Annotated in this window: 16 protein-coding genes; 3 read left to right on the top strand and 13 right to left on the bottom strand. The window is 70.8% G+C overall.

The genetic code is table 11. The features are described from left to right. Nucleotides 1-111: 111 nt before the first annotated feature. Genes VFZ70_06585 through VFZ70_06560 form a run of 6 tightly spaced genes read right to left on the bottom strand, consistent with a single transcriptional unit; the run spans nucleotide 112 to nucleotide 4050 of the window. Entirely contained in the window at nucleotides 112-573 is a 462-nt protein-coding gene (locus VFZ70_06585) for a MarR family winged helix-turn-helix transcriptional regulator (GenBank protein ID HEX6255462.1), read from the bottom strand. Between the two features lie 54 nt (nucleotides 574-627). Beyond that, entirely contained in the window at nucleotides 628-987 is a 360-nt protein-coding gene (locus VFZ70_06580) for a hypothetical protein (GenBank protein ID HEX6255461.1), read from the bottom strand. Between the two features lie 30 nt (nucleotides 988-1017). Continuing rightward, a complete protein-coding gene (locus tag VFZ70_06575; protein ID HEX6255460.1) occupies nucleotides 1018-1674 on the bottom strand; it encodes a histidine phosphatase family protein in 657 nt (218 codons plus the stop codon). Nucleotides 1675-1686: 12 nt separating this feature from the next. Continuing rightward, entirely contained in the window at nucleotides 1687-2058 is a 372-nt protein-coding gene (gene rsfS, locus VFZ70_06570) for a ribosome silencing factor (GenBank protein ID HEX6255459.1), read from the bottom strand. Between the two features lie 41 nt (nucleotides 2059-2099). Beyond that, a complete protein-coding gene (gene nadD / locus VFZ70_06565; protein ID HEX6255458.1) occupies nucleotides 2100-2714 on the bottom strand; it encodes a nicotinate-nucleotide adenylyltransferase in 615 nt (204 codons plus the stop codon). A 7-nt stretch (nucleotides 2715-2721) separates the two neighbouring features. Then, nucleotides 2722-4050, bottom strand: a complete 1329-nt coding sequence (locus VFZ70_06560; GenBank protein ID HEX6255457.1) for a glutamate-5-semialdehyde dehydrogenase — start codon at nucleotides 4048-4050, stop codon at nucleotides 2722-2724. 68 nt (nucleotides 4051-4118) lie between these two features. Here VFZ70_06560 and VFZ70_06555 point away from each other — a divergent pair, with 68 nt between their 5' ends. Both VFZ70_06555 and VFZ70_06550 read left to right on the top strand, forming a co-directional pair. Continuing rightward, on the top strand, nucleotides 4119-4622 hold the full coding sequence (locus VFZ70_06555; GenBank protein ID HEX6255456.1) for a hypothetical protein: 504 nt from the start codon (nucleotides 4119-4121) through the stop codon (nucleotides 4620-4622). Nucleotides 4623-4713: 91 nt separating this feature from the next. Beyond that, nucleotides 4714-5100: a hypothetical protein gene (locus VFZ70_06550; GenBank protein HEX6255455.1), complete on the top strand. Its 387-nt coding sequence runs from the start codon at nucleotides 4714-4716 to the stop codon at nucleotides 5098-5100. Nucleotides 5101-5110: 10 nt separating this feature from the next. Here the strand turns inward: VFZ70_06550 and proB are convergent, their stop codons facing one another. The 4 genes from proB to rplU form a co-directional block, all read right to left on the bottom strand. Then, nucleotides 5111-6214, bottom strand: a complete 1104-nt coding sequence (gene proB, locus VFZ70_06545) for a glutamate 5-kinase (protein HEX6255454.1) — start codon at nucleotides 6212-6214, stop codon at nucleotides 5111-5113. Between the two features lie 6 nt (nucleotides 6215-6220). Then, nucleotides 6221-7552: a GTPase ObgE gene (gene obgE / locus VFZ70_06540; protein ID HEX6255453.1), complete on the bottom strand. Its 1332-nt coding sequence runs from the start codon at nucleotides 7550-7552 to the stop codon at nucleotides 6221-6223. 159 nt (nucleotides 7553-7711) lie between these two features. Continuing rightward, the gene (rpmA, locus tag VFZ70_06535; protein ID HEX6255452.1) at nucleotides 7712-7963 is read right to left on the bottom strand and encodes a 50S ribosomal protein L27; all 252 of its coding nucleotides are present in this window, start codon (nucleotides 7961-7963) and stop codon (nucleotides 7712-7714) included. 12 nt (nucleotides 7964-7975) lie between these two features. After that, nucleotides 7976-8287, bottom strand: coding sequence for a 50S ribosomal protein L21 (rplU, locus tag VFZ70_06530; GenBank protein ID HEX6255451.1), 312 nt, complete (start codon nucleotides 8285-8287; stop codon nucleotides 7976-7978). Nucleotides 8288-8523: 236 nt separating this feature from the next. Between rplU and VFZ70_06525 the strand changes: the two genes are divergently transcribed. Continuing rightward, on the top strand, nucleotides 8524-9756 hold the full coding sequence (locus VFZ70_06525; protein HEX6255450.1) for a GNAT family N-acetyltransferase: 1233 nt from the start codon (nucleotides 8524-8526) through the stop codon (nucleotides 9754-9756). Nucleotides 9757-9792: 36 nt separating this feature from the next. Here VFZ70_06525 and VFZ70_06520 read toward each other — a convergent pair whose 3' ends face one another. Genes VFZ70_06520 through VFZ70_06510 form a run of 3 tightly spaced genes read right to left on the bottom strand, consistent with a single transcriptional unit; the run spans nucleotide 9793 to nucleotide 14442 of the window. Beyond that, nucleotides 9793-11763 (bottom strand): Rne/Rng family ribonuclease, encoded by a 1971-nt coding sequence (locus tag VFZ70_06520; protein ID HEX6255449.1) that lies wholly within the window; start codon nucleotides 11761-11763, stop codon nucleotides 9793-9795. Next, nucleotides 11763-12506 carry a TIGR03936 family radical SAM-associated protein gene (locus tag VFZ70_06515; protein ID HEX6255448.1) on the bottom strand — a complete coding sequence of 248 codons (744 nt, stop codon included), beginning with the start codon at nucleotides 12504-12506 and terminating at the stop codon, nucleotides 11763-11765. Before VFZ70_06515 ends, VFZ70_06520 begins: the two co-directional genes overlap by 1 nt. Continuing rightward, on the bottom strand, nucleotides 12490-14442 hold the full coding sequence (locus VFZ70_06510; GenBank protein HEX6255447.1) for a TIGR03960 family B12-binding radical SAM protein: 1953 nt from the start codon (nucleotides 14440-14442) through the stop codon (nucleotides 12490-12492). The genes VFZ70_06515 and VFZ70_06510 overlap by 17 nt, the downstream gene beginning before the upstream one ends. Between the last annotated feature and the right edge of the window lie 153 nt (nucleotides 14443-14595).

The following is a 14595-nucleotide window of genomic DNA, read 5'->3' as shown; positions in this document are numbered from 1 at the left end:
GAACCCCTGACCTCTTCCATGCCATGGAAGCGCTCTACCAACTGAGCTATAGCCCCGGGAACGTCGGCCAGCCTACATCGCCTGACGCGACGGAGCCATCCCTGTGCATGGTCACGTCGGCCGGCCGTGGTCCGCAACCGGGGCGGTCGGCGGCGGCGCGTCCGCCAGACCGTGCACGAGTTGGGCGAGCAGTTCCACAAGCCGCTCGTAGCCGTCGCGGCCGAGCGACTCCGCGACGCGAGCGCGCACGCCACCGACCAGTTCGGCCGCATCGGCGTGAACCGCCCGCCCGTCGGCGGTCAGCTCGACCATCCCGGACCCTTGGGCCACGACGAGGCCGCCGGCCGCGAGGTCGTCAACGATGGCGTCGACGGTCGCGACATCGTCGAACCGGCGCAACGCCGCTGCGAGACCGGACCGCGATCTCGGCCCCTGCGCCAGCGATGCGAGCAGCTGCCAACGGCGTCGATCGAGGCCCGTCGCGGCGAGCGCGCTCTCGAACGCAGCGTCGATGCACGCATCGGCCTCCTTGAGCCACCAGCCCAGTGGACGGGATGGCCCGTTGTCATCCACGGTGAACCCTCCATGCCGACGGCATGCCGCCCGCGGCGACCGGCCAGCTTCGTGTCACGCCTGCGCGGTGTGGGCGCGCAGGTACACCGCCAGACGCCGGCGGACGGCCAGGCACGCGCCGATGACCACGATGCCCACGACCGCCAACCAGGTGCTGAGCTGTGAGTTCAGCACCGCGTCGGGACGAAAGTCGTGCACGGCGAGCGCTCCCCAGAACCAGGTCCACGTGCCGTACAGCACGACGAGGTAGCGGGCGTGGCGCCGCCATCTGCGGGCCAGCTCGAGCGCGACCATGGCCTCGAACGCGTCGTCGGGCTGTCGCCGTCGCCAGACCGCCATCGCGATCGCATGCCGTTCGACGGCGTTCAGGTTGCGCTCCCATACATGGTCCCACAGGCGATCGTTGAAGCTCACGGTCTCACCTTCGGCCGCGGTCGCTGCACGTCAACCGTAGCGGGCCGTCGGCGAGCCCTCACCGACACCGACGAGGTGCGCGGTGTCGTTGTAACGGTGCAGGCGTGACCCGTGGTCGCCTCGATGGAGCACGACGGTCCGCGAGCAGTTGTCCGGTCCGGCCAGTGCACGCTCGGCGACGATCGAGAGCCCGAGGAGTGCGCCGACGACCGCCCGCACCGGTCCGCCGTGGCAGAAGACGAGGATCGTGCCACCGTCGTGGGCCGCCGCCAACTCGTCGACCGCTGGAGCGACCCGCGCGCGCAGGTCTGCGACCGACTCAGCACCTCCACGCGGCAGGTCGGCACCGTCACGGATCTCGGCCATGCGGTCGCCGTCGCGTGCTACGACCTCGTGGGTGGTCAGGCCGCTCCACCACCCGACGTCGATCTCACGCAGGCGGGTGTCGGTCTCGAGCGGGAGCCCCAGCGCCCGCGCGGTGGGCGCGGCGGTCTCCGTCACCCGGGGCAGGTCGCTGCTGACCAGCGAACGCACGTCGTCCGCCCGAGCGGACAGGAACGCCGCGGTGGCCTCGGCCTGCCGATGGCCGAGCGCGGACAGCCCCGGTCCCTGCTGACCCTGCCAGCGGCCTTCCGCGTTCCACTGCGACTGGGCGTGGCGTATCAGCAGGATGCGATCGGCGGGCATCGCGGCGCCGGTCTAGGAGGCGGTCGCACCGACCTCGATGCGGGGGGCGTCGGCCCACAGCCGCTCGAGGTCGTAGTAGTCGCGCTGCGCCTCGGTGAACACGTGGACCACGACGTCACCGTAGTCGAGCACCATCCAGCCGTCGGGCGTGGCGCCCTCCCTGCGCAGCGGCGCCCGGCCATCCGCCTTGAGCGCGGAGTGGACCTCATCGGCGACCGTGTCGAGCTGCCGCGGGTTGCTGGTCGAGGCGATGACGAAGAAGTCGGTGATGCCGACCAGGTCGCCGACGTCGAGGATGACGACGTCAGTGGCCTTCTTGTTCTCTGCCGCGGAGGCGGCGTTGCGGGCGAGGGACTTCGAGGTGTCGGTGTCGACGGCGACCAGGGTCTGATTCTCCGTGTGCTCGGGCGTCGTGCACCACTACTCTATTCGCGAACGTGGCTGCTGTCGTATAGCCGGTACTTGCGAGCGAACTGCTCGACCTCCAGCGGGATGAGGTAGCGCACGGGCCGCCCCGCGGCGAACCGCGCCCGAACGTCCGACGACGAGATCGCCAGCGCCGGCACGTCCAGGATCCGCACGTGCCGGCGCAGTCCTTCGGAGTCCAACCGGCGCAGGTCGTAGCCGGGTCGGGTGGCCGCCACGAAGTCCGCGAGCGCGAGGCACTCCTCCGCGTCCTTCCAGGTGAGGATGCTCAGGATCGCGTCGGCCCCGGTGATGAAGTACAGACGATCGTCGGGCCGGCGCTCGCACATGAGGCGCAGGGTGTCGACCGTGAATGTGGGACCGTCCCGGTCGATCTCGAGCCGGCTGACCGAGAACGCCGGGTTGGCCGCCGTCGCCAGCACGGTCATCAGGTAGCGCAGCTCGGGCGACGTCGCGTGGATCTTCTGCGGCTGATCTCCCGCGGGGATGAACACGACCTCGTCGAGACCCAGCTCGGCACGCGCCTGCTCGGCGGTGACCAGGTGACCCAGGTGGATCGGGTCGAAGCTGCCCCCCATGATGCCGACGGCACCCGACCCCTCGTGGAGCTCCACAGGACGCCTAGGCACGCACCTGGCCGTCGCCTTCGACCACGTACTTGGTCGTCACGAGCTCGGTGAGCCCCATCGGTCCACGGGCGTGCAGCTTCTGCGTCGAGATGCCGATCTCGGCGCCGAATCCGAACTCGCCGCCGTCGGTGAACCGCGTCGACGCGTTGACCATCACCGCCGCGGCGTCGACGCCCGCGACGAACGCGCGGGCAGCGGCGCGGTCCTGGGTGACGATCGCCTCGGTGTGCAGTGTGCCGTGCCGGGCGATGTGGGCCATGGCCGCGTCGACGTCGTCGACGACCGCCACCGCCATCACCAGATCGAGGTACTCGGTGTCCCAGTCCTCGTCGGTCGCCGGCTGCGCGTCCACGATGGCGCGCGTGGCATCGTCACCACGTAGCTCGACCCCCTCGGCCTCGAGTGCGGTCGCCACGGTGGGCAGGAAGTCCGCGGCGACGTCGCGGTGGACCAGCAGGGTCTCGGCGGCGTTGCAGACGCTGGGCCGCTGCGCCTTGGCGTTGGTCACGATCCGCGTCGCCATGTCCAGGTCGGCCGCGCGGTCGACGTAGACGTGGCAGTTGCCGACGCCCGTCTCGATCACCGGCACCTGCGAGTCGGCGACGACCGCCTGGATGAGCCCGGCGCCGCCGCGCGGGATCAGCAGGTCGACGAGCCCGCGGGCGCGTCCGAGCTCCTTGACCGAGTCACGGCTCGTGTCGGCGACCAGGCCGATGAGGTCGGCCGGCAGGCCCTGTTCGGTCAGCGCCGCGCGCAGCAGCTCCGCGAACGCGGTGTTCGACCGGATCGCCGATGACGAGCCCCGCAGCACGCACGCGTTGCCGCTCTTGATCGCCAGTCCGGCGGCGTCGACCGTGACGTTCGGGCGCCCCTCGTAGACCATCGCGATCACGCCCAGCGGAACGGTGACCTGACGGACGTCGAGCCCGTTGGGCAACGTGAACCCCCGTACGACCCGCCCGAGCGGATCCGGTGCGTCGATCAGCGCGCGCAGACCGGCGGCGATCCCCTCGAGCCGTCCGGCGTCGAGGCGCAGACGGTCCTGCATGGCCGTCGACAGGCCAGCCGACGCACCGGCCTCCACGTCAGCGGCATTCGCCGACAGGACGACGTCGTGGCTCGCGTCGATCCGCTCGGCCATCGCTGCGAGCACAGCGTCGCGCCGCGCGGTCGAGGTAGCGGCCAGCGTCGGCGCCCCCGCCTTGGCCGCTGCGCACAGGGCGAGGACGTCGGACACCGTGGCCTCCTTGATGCTGCTGGGCTCGTACCTTGTTGCTCTGTCAGCATGGTACCGAGTGTCGGACCACTGTCCGGCGGACACGGTCCACCGCGCGGTGCGAAGATTGATCAGTGCACACCTGCGAGGCCGCCAGGAAGGAACGCCCCACCATGACCGACTTCGAGCAGGACCTGCAGGCCCGGCTGGCCCGCAACGCCGAGCTCGCCGCCGAACGCGCGAAGGCCGAGGAGGAGATGGACCGCGCGCGGCAGGCCGCCGCGGAGCAGGAGCGTCAGCGGCAGGCGGCCCTGGCCGAGGAACGCAACGAGCGGCACGCCACGCTGACGTCGGCCTGTCAGAAGCTCGTGGACCAGCTGAAGGCCTCGGCGCCCGACCAGTTCGTGGTGCGCACGGGATGGACGTCATCGGGTGAGGAGTACATCGCAAAGATCTCGACCCGGCAGCTGCGCCCCGCGCGCACGCTGTTCATCGAGCTCGACCGGGACGATGACGAGGTGCTCGCGCGCTGGACGACCGATGTGGGCAACACGATCGAGCTGTGGCGATTGCTCGAGGTCTCGCCCCAGATGCTCGGCCAGATGGTGCTGCAGGCGGCCGACCAGCAGCTTTGGGAGCGTGCGAGTGCTCCCCCGCCGTTCCCGACCAGAGGCTGACGCCCGCCCGAGAGCGTCTGCCCGCGACCTCGGCCGCCCACTCACAACGTGCCCACCCACCTGCGACGCCGTCGGCCATAGGTGACCCGGAATGAGCGTTGTGATCGAGAACCAGGCGCGGACCGCGAACGAACGACGGGGCCGTGCGCCGGGTGGGATCCTGCCGGCCGTCGTGATCATCGCGACCGGCCTGCTGGCCGCGACCGCGCTGCTCGGCGCGGTCGCGGGTGAGAACGGAACGTTGGGGATCGTGGCGGTGATCCTGCTCGCCGGTGCCGCCTTCGGCGCCATCGGCCTGTACTTGGTGCAACCCAACATGGCTGCCGTGCTGACGTTCTTCGGCGACTACGGAGGCACGGACCGCGCGCCGGGCCTGCGCTGGACGCCGACCGCCGCGCGGCCCGCGGGTCGTCTGCGTCCGCGGCGGTCCCGACCGGCCGGCGACGCGGATGACGCGACGGGCGGCGGCGGGGCCTGACGGTGCGGCGTCAGGCCAGCACCACCAGGGAGTCGCGGTGCACGACGGCACGGCGGTGCTCGGGCAGCAGGTCGCTCGTCGGCCGGCCCAGCATGTCACGCACGTCGGCGGCGTCGAACGTGACCAGTCCACGGGCGATCAGCTGGTGGTCGGGACCGACGACGTTGACCGCCGCACCCGGGGCGAAGCTGCCGTGGACATCGGTGATGCCGACCGCCAGCAGGGACGATCCGCGTTCGGTGAGCGCGCGGGCCGCGCCGTGGTCGACGACCAGCGAGCCCTGCGGTGACGTGGCGAAGGCGATCCACAGCTTGCGTCGTTCCGGACGGTCGCGGGCCGGGAACCACGTGCCGGCCGGGGCACCCGAGACGACCTCGGCGACGACGTCGGGGCGCCGCGCATTGGCGATCACGACGTGGGCGGCGCCCAGGGTGGCGATGCGGACCGCGTCGAGCTTGGTCATCATCCCCCCGGTCCCCACACCCGACCTGCTGCGGCCGATGACCGAGCCGTCGAGGTCGGCGAGGTCGTCGACGCGGTCCAGCGGCACCGCATCGCGCGCCTGCACCGGATCCAGGGGGTACAGGCCGTCGACGTCGGACAGCAGGACCAGCAGATCGGCCCCCAGCATGCTGGCGACCAGCGCAGCCAGGCGGTCGTTGTCGCCGACGCGCAGTTCCTCTGTCGCCACGGTGTCGTTCTCGTTGACCACGGGCACGGCGCCGAGGTCGAGCAGGCGCTCGAAGGTGTTGCGCGCGTTGAGGTAGCGGCGGCGGTCGACCATGTCACCCGCCATCAGGAGCACCTGCCCGCACGCCATGTCGTGGGTGGCGAAGGCCGCCTGGTAGCGGTGCAGCAGCAGGCCCTGTCCCACGCTGGCCGCGGCCTGCAGGCCGGGCAGGTCGGGCGGACGCGTGCGCATCCGCAGCGGGCCGAGCCCCGCCGCGACCGCACCGCTGGACACCAGCACGACGCGGACGCCGCTGCCGACCAGCTTGGCGAGTTGCGTGACGAGGTCGACGACATAGGCGCCGTCGAGTCCGCCGTCGTCACCCCGCAGGCTGTTCGAGCCGACCTTGACCACGACGAGCGAGGGTCGCGAGAAGCGCTCCACGGCGGATCAGTCGTCCTCTGCCGGCATCGGATCGTCGGGTGTGGGGGCGGGCTCGAACGTGAACACGTGATCGGCGATGAGCACGTCGTCGCCGGGTTGCGCGCCGGCGTCCGCGAGCGCCCGCTCGACGCCCGCACGCTCCATCCGCTCCTGCAAGTATCGCACCGCCTCGGCGTTGTCCAGGTCGCTCATCCGGACCCACCGTTCGACATGTGACGCGTCGACCCGCCAACCACCGTCGACACGGTCGACGCGCACCGACGGCGGCGCCTGGATCGGGCGCAGCACCGGCGCGGGAACGTCGCTGGCGGCCACCGGCGCGGGATCGACGCGTCGCGAGGCGGCGACGAGCTCGACCAGCCGCCAGCGCAGGGTGTCGACCCCCTCGCCGGTCACCGCGCTGGTCTCGATGACCTCCCAGCCGTCGTCGATCAGGTCGTCACGCACGATCTCGGCCGTATCGCGATCGGCGTCGACCTTGTTCAGGACCACCAGCGCCGGACGGTCGGCGAAGTGCAGGCCGCCGTGCTGGTCGCGGTCGTACGCATCGAGCTCAGCCAGCACGGTGCGCAGGTCGTCACGGGGGTCACGCTGCTCGTAGCTCGCGCAGTCGAGCACGTGCACCAGCACGCGAGCCCGTTCGACGTGTCGCAGGAACTGGTGGCCGAGCCCGCGGCCGTCGCTGGCGCCGGCGATCAGGCCGGGGACGTCGGCGACGACGAGGTCGATGTCGTCACCGACCACCACGCCGAGGTTGGGCGTCAGCGTCGTGAACGGGTAGTCGGCGATCTTGGGCCGGGCGGCCGACAGCCGGGCGATCAGTGACGACTTGCCGGCATTCGGGAACCCGACCAGCGCCACGTCGGTGACCAGTTTGAGCTCGAGCTGCACCCACCGCCGTTCGCCGGGCTCGCCACGCTCGTGGAACTTCGGCGACCGGCGCTGACGGGTGCGCAGCGCTGCGTTGCCGCGTCCTCCACGTCCCCCGCGCGCGGCGACGACACGGTCACCCGGCCTGGCGAGATCGCCCAGCAGATCGCCGTCCTCGGTCGTGACCACCGTCCCGACCGGCACCGCGAGCAGCACGTCGTCACCGTCGGCCCCGCGTCTGCGGTCGCCCTCACCGTGCCGCCCGCGGTCAGCGGCGCGATGGGGTCGGTGGTGGTAGTCGACCAGCGTCGCCACGTCGGGGTCGGCGATGACAATCACGCTGCCGCCCGTACCGCCATCGCCTCCACTGGGAGGACCGTACGGTTCGAACGGCTGCCGGGCGAACGCGGTGACACCGTCGCCACCGCGACCACCACGCACCTCGATGCGGACCTGGTCGACGAACATCAGCCATGCATAGCACACCGGGACGGGGTGGTCGCCCTTGGTGTGGCGGCAGGCTCACTCCAGCGTGCCTGCGCGACGATCGGCCCGGTGGCACGTTGCTACCCGACGGTGGTTCGACGCTGATCGCCACCGCCTGCGCATCGGTGACGCCGGGGGTGGTCAGACGGTCTCGACCTCGGCGTACTTGCGCGATCCCGAGGTGCGGAACGACACCGTGCCATCAGCCAGCGCGAACAGCGTATCGTCCTTGCCGCGCCCGACGTTGCGGCCGGGGTGGATCCTGGTGCCGCGCTGACGGACGATGATCGACCCTGCGGTCACGACCTGGCCGCCGTACCGCTTGACCCCCAGCATCTTCGGATTGGAGTCACGGCCGTTGTTCGAGGAGCCGCCGCCCTTCTTGTGTGCCATGGCCGATCCTTCCTAGACGTCGATCGCGTCGATGCGGATGCGCGACCGCTGCTGACGATGACCCGTCTTCCGCCGGTAGCCGGTCTTGTTGCGGTACATGAACACGGTCAGCTTGGGACCGCGCGTGTCCTCGAGGACCGTCGCGGTGACCGACGCACCGTCGAGCGCATCGGGCGTGGCGCTGACCTCGCCGTCGTCGCCGACGACCATGACCGGCGTCAGGGTGACCGTGCCGTCGTCGGCGGCGGTCAGCCGCTCGACCTCGACCTCGTCACCGACGGCGACGCGGTATTGCTTACCGCCGGTCGCGATGACAGCCTGCATGGTGTGCTCCTGTGATCCTGGATTGCTGCGTGCCTGGGCGGACCCGGCCGAGGACGGCCGTCGCCGCGTCGGAGTCGAGCGGTCCGGGCGTCGGGCGGACGCGGGTTGATCGTGTCCCGATCGCGGGTGAGCTGCACCGGCCAGAGGTTACTGCGGGCTCGCCACGACGAGCACGCGCGGACGTGCGGGCACCACTGTATGCTCCCATGCCCCACAGCGCCAACGCGAGGTAGCAGATGTCCGCGTCCGACGACCGGTACTCCATCGGCCCGATCGGCGCTGGCGACCGGGACGCGTTCGTGCGCGCCACCGGGCTGTCGTTCGGCGAGACGCTCGACGACGACGAGATCGCGCACCTCATCGCGATGGAGCTCGACGATCCCGCGCGTTCGCTTGCCGCTCGCGATGGCGACCGCATCATCGGCACGACCACGGTGCTCGACTACACGATGAGCGTGCCCGGCGCCGATCCGGTGAGCTGCGCCGGCGTGACCTCCGTCGGCGTGGCTCCCACCCACCGGCGGCGGGGCGTCCTGCGGTCCCTGATGCGGCGCCAGCTCGACGACCTGCACGCCGCGGGGACACCGTGGGCGGCGTTGTACGCGTCGGAGGCCGGCATCTACGGGCGCTTCGGGTACGGCGTCGCGTCGCGGTGCCAGACGTTCCGGCTCGACGGGCCATGGCGGCGGTTCACCGAGCCCGTCGTGCCAACCGGGGTCGCGCTGGTGGACGTCGCCGACGCCGCGCCGTTGCTGAGCGACGTGTACGAACGGATGCGCACCGACGTGCCCGGCATGATGTCGTTCGCCGAGGACAAGTGGCGGCTGTACCTCGAGCACGACCCGCCCGGGGTGCGCAGCGGTGGCTCGGCGCGTCAGGTGGTGACGTGCGGCGACCGCGGGTTCGTCGTCTACCGGATCAGGCGCGGCTGGGGCGACGCGGGCCCCGATGGCACCGTGCAGGTCGAACGCTGCATGGCCACCGACAGCGACGCCTGGCGTCAGCTGTGGAGCTACGTGTGCGGCCTCGACCTGGTGCAGCACCTCGAGGCGCACATGCGTCCCGTCGACGATCCGCTGCCGTGGTGGCTGGCCGAGCGACACAGGCTGGTGATCACCGACGGCACGTCGTGCTACATCCGCCTGGTCGACGTGGGCGCCGCGCTGTCACAGCGTGGCACCACCGCGGACACGGCGGTGGTGCTGGACGTCGCCGACACGTTCTGTCCGTGGAACACGCGTAGGTGGAAGCTGGCCGGCGACGGTGGGGCGCTGCAGTGCACGCCCACCGACGAGGCCGCGGACGCGGCGCTCGACGTCCGCGAGCTGGGCAGCCTGTCGCTGGGCGGCATCTCGCCGTACGAGCTCGCCCGCGCCGGGCTGATCGAGGCGCATCGGCCCGACGTGCTCGACCGGCTCGCCGTGCTGCTGGTCTCCCGCCACCCGCCCTGGAACCCGTTCGTGTTCTGATGCTGTCGGGCGTTCGACGGCATCAGAACCGGGCTGTCAGCGCTTGAGCGCCTTGTCGACGATCTGCGCGCCCCGCCCTTCGCAGCAGTCGCACGTCTTGGTGAACGTCTCGGTGAGCCCCTGACTGACGTTCTTGCGCGTCATCTGCACGAGGCCGAGCTTGGAGATCTCCATCACCCGCGACTTGGTCTTGTCGCGCGCGAGCTCACGCTTGAACCGCTTGAGCACTTCGTCACGGTTGGCCGGCACGATCATGTCGACGAAGTCGATGACGATGATCCCGCCCATGTCGCGTAGCCGCAACTGGCGGGTGATCTCCTCGGCGGCCTCCAGGTTGTTCTTGAGGACGGTCTCCTCGAGGTTCGAGTCGCCGACGAACTTGCCGGTGTTGACGTCGATGACCCACATGGCCTCGGTCTTCTCGATGATCAGGTACCCGCCCGACGGCAGCCAGACCTTCTTCTCGAGCGCGCGGCGGACCTGATTGGTCACCTCGTAGGCCGTGAACAGCGGTTCGTCGCCCGTGTAGCGCTGCAGCGTCGGGGCGAGCTCAGGACTGACGTCGCTCAGGTAGTCCGAGATCTGCTCCGCCAGGTCCGCGTCATCGCAGATGAGCTCGACGAACTCGGGTCCGTACACATCGCGGATGACGCGCATCGCCAGCTCGGGCTCACGGTAGACCTCAGTGAGGGGCTTGGCATCGGTGAGGCGCTGCTGCACGGTCCCCCAACGCTCGAGCAGACGCTTGACGTCGGCTTCGAGCTGCTCGTCGGTCGCGCCCGCCGCCGCGGTCCGCACGATCAGTCCGTAGCCCTCGGGCTTGATCTCCCGCAGCGTCTCGCGCAGGCGGTCCCGCTCGCTGTCGGTGAGCTTGCGGGAGATGCCGACCGTGCCGTCCTCGATCGCGAGCACGCAGAAACGGCCGGCCAGCGACAGCTGCTGGGTCAGGCGGGCGCCCTTTGTGCCCATGGGGTCCTTGGTGACCTGCACGACGACGGTCTGGCCGGGTTTGAGCGCCTGCTCGATGCGTGGCGCCTTGGACTCGACGTCCTCGTCGTCGTAGTTGACCTCCCCGGCGTACAGGACGCCGTTGCGGCCCTTGCCGATGTCGACGAACGCCGCCTCCATGCCGGGCAGGACGTTCTGCACGCGACCCAGGTAGATGTTGCCGACGTAGCTCTCGTTGGCCTTGCGCGTCACGTAGTGCTCGACCAGGTCACGTTCCTCGAGGACGGCCACCTCGGTCCGCTCACGCCCGACCGACACGAGCATGCGACGCGGAGGCCCCTCGGTGATCGACCGCCGGACCTCCTCGCTCACGCCCCGTCGCGGGGACGAACCCGACGGCCGCCGGCGTCCCTTGCGCCCCCGCTGCCTGCGTGAGCGGTCGGAACCCCCGTTGTCGTCCCTCGCGGCTCCGGCGCTGCCGTTGGAGTCGCTGGCGTCCTCACGGCCGCCGTCGCCGTCGACCGCGCTGGCGCGACCGCTGTCGCCATCGGACGCGTCGTCGACGCCACCCCCGCCGGAGGCGGCGCCGGCGCGACCGTCGTCGTCGGGGACACCGTCGCGCCCGGTCCCCCGCGCGCGGCCGCCACCCTTCCCACGACGGGTGTCCCCGTCAGCGTTGCCAGACCGTCGGCCGCGTCGGCGGCCCTGGTTGCCGCCGCCGTCCTTCGCAGCGTTGTCGCTGTCCTTGCTCGCGCTGGTGCCCCGTGAGGTCCCGCCGCTGTCGGTGGCATCGCCACGCGCGTCCTCGTGGCCTGCGGTACGGGCGCCGGTGTCGTTGGCCGACGACACCGAACCGCCGTCGTCGGATGCGTCATTCCTCGTGTCAACGGACCGTCGGCGGACGCGTCGGACCGACGTGGAGCGGGATGGTGACGCGGCGCCGCCGTCGCCGTCCGCCCCACCGCTGCGTTGCCGGGTGCGCTCGCCGCCATCGGCCTGGGCACCGCGGCCCCGGACGCGCACTCTCCGGCGGGCCCGCGTGCTGGTCTCGTCGGTCATCAGAATCCTTTGGATGTCAGTGTGGTCAGGGCATCGGCGCGGTCGGCGCGCTCGTGCGGCACCAGTGGCAGGACCTGCCCTGCCAGGGCCTCGCGCAGTCCATCGCCCTCGGGGGCCCCCTGCGCGATCCGTGTCACGAGCGCGGGCGCGTCGAGCGCCCGCAGGTCACCGGTCGCACACAGCGACTGATGCACCTCGGTTGGACGGAACGGTGGTTCGGTGTGATGCAGGACCACGCGCACGGCACGTCGGTGTGCGGCGACGAGGTGCAGTGCCGGCTTGAGATCGAGGCGCGTGGTGGTGCCCTTGCGTTCCCGGTCGACGGGGAGACGCTCCGCACGCGTCAGCGCTCGCACACCCGCAGCGAGCCCGTCGGCGTCGGCCGAAGGGTAGCGCAGCTCCCACAGTGACGCCTGCAACCACCGCGAGAGCCGCGGCGCGCCATCGGCGACAGCGGCGGCGTCGACGATGCGCAGGCCCTCGGGCGCAGCGGCGTTGAACGCCGCCACGGTCGTGGCGACATCGACGGGTACGGCGAACGTCAGCTCCACGTACTCGCCGATCGAGGCGTAGCCCAGCGCGAGGGCGTCGGGGAAGCTGACCTTGGGGTGGGGCGTGAACCCCTCGCTGTAGCCGATCGGCAGATCGGCCTTGCGCAACGCGCGCTCCCAGACGCGGCCCAGATCGATCGCTGAGATGAACCGGAGCCGGCCGTCCTTGGCGTATCTAGCTCTGACCCGCATGGAGAGGCAGGCGCGTGCGTCCCGCCGGCACGGTGGTGGTGCCGGCGCCGGCAGCGGCGCCATCGAAGTTGTTCTGATGTTCGAGTCCCAGGCCGGGACACACGCCGCAGTCGTAGCAGGGGATCCAGCGGCAGTCGTCCAGCGGCTTCTCGCGCACGGCGTCCTGCAGGTCCCCCCACAACCAGTCGCGCTCGAGCCCCGAGTCGATGTGGTCCCACGCCATGGCCTCGTCCTCGCCGCGTTCGCGGTGGCAATACCATGCGAGGTCGACGCCGGTGTCGGCGCAGGCCTGCAGCCAACGCCCATGGTCGTAGTGCTCGTCCCAGCCGTCGAACCGCGCGCCCAGGACGAACACGCGCTCGATGGCGTCGGCCACCCGCCGGTCACCGCGCGCCAGCAGGCCTTCGATGGCACCGGGCTCGGGATCGTGGTACCTCAGGTTGAGGTTGCGGTCGCTGGCGACACGCGACTTGATCAGGTCGAGCTTGCGCTGCAGCTCCTCGGGCCGGTCCTGCGCGCACCACTGGAACGGCGTGTGCGGCTTGGGGACGAATCCGCCGACGGAGACCGTCACCTTGTTGCGGCGGCCGTACTCGCGCCCGATCGCCAGCACCTTCAACCCGAGGTCGGCGATGGCGAGCACGTCCTCGTCACGCTCGGTGGGCAGGCCGATCATGAAGTACAGCTTGATGTGACGCCAGCCGTTGGCGAACGCCGTCTCGGCCGTCCGCAGCATGTCGGCCTCGGTGACCATCTTGTTGATCACGCGACGCATGCGCTCGCTGCCGGCCTCGGGTGCGAACGTCAGACCGGTGCGCCGCCCGTTGCGGATCAACTCGTCGGCGAGCTCGACGTTGAACGCGTCGACGCGGGTCGACGGCAGCGACAGGCTCGTCGCTGTGCCCTCGTAGGTGTCGGCGAGCTCGCCGCACATCCCGAGGATCTCCGAGTGGTCCGCACTCGACAACGACAGCAGCCCGACCTCGTTCAGGCCCGTGTTGGCCAACCCGTGGGCGACCATCGCCTTGACGGTCTCCTTGGAGCGCTCCCTGACCGGCCGCGTGATCATCCCGGCCTGGCAGAAGCGGCAGCCCCGCGTGCAGCCGCGGAAGATCTCGACGGCGTAGCGCTCGTGTACGGTCTCGGTGAGCGGCACGAGCTGCTTGCTCGGATACGGCCACTTGTCGAGATCGCTGACCGTGCGCTTGGGCACCCGGTAGGGCACACCGCTGCGGGCGGGGAACGTGCCTGCGAGCCGTCCGTCGTCGGTGTAGCGCGGCTCGTAGGACGCCGGCGCGTACGCGCCGTCGACCTCGGACGCGCGAGCCAGCAGCTCACGTCGCGACACCCGCCCGTCCGCATCACGCCGCAACGCCCCGATCAGCTCATCGAGCTCGAGCACGAACTCCTCGCCGTCTCCCGCGACGGCGATGTCCACGAACGGCGCGAGTGGTTCAGGGTTGAACGCGGCGTGGCCTCCGATGATGACCAACGGATCGTCATCGGCACGGTCCGCTGCCCGCAGCGCCAGCCCACCCAGATCGAGGCAGTTGAGCAGGTTGGTGTAGCCGACCTCGGCCGCCAGGCTGAAGCCGACGACGTCGAACGACCTCAGCGGCAGGTGGTTCTCGAGGCTGAACAGCGGAAGGCCGTGCTCCCGCATCACCGCCTCCATGTCGGGCCACGGCGCGAACGCGCGCTCGGCGACCGTGCGCCCGCGCTCGTTCAGCACCTCGTAGAGGATCTGGATGCCCTGGTTCGGCTGGCCGATCTCGTACGCGTCGGGATAGACCAGCAGCCACCTGCTGTCGGTGCACGCATGGTCCTTGACGACGATGTTGTCCTCGCCGCCCACGTAGCGGGCAGGCTTGCGCACCGTCGGGAGCAGCGGCTCGAGACGGTGCCAGATCGATCCGGGCGCTGTGCTGTCAGACATCGTGTGTCGTGGTGGCGGAGCGTCGGTGACGACGCGATGAACGCTTGGTTCGGAGTCTAGCTTCCTCGTCTCACATCGCCGTCGTGACCGCCGAATCACTGTGCGTGCACGCGCACGGCGCCCGGATGCGTCGACGCCCGGCGAGTTGCACCC

This window comes from Euzebyales bacterium (genome assembly GCA_036374135.1).
Lineage (GTDB): Bacteria > Actinomycetota > Nitriliruptoria > Euzebyales > JAHELV01 > JAHELV01.
Note: the sequence above shows the minus strand (reverse complement) of the source record. Positions and strands in the feature narration are given on the sequence as shown.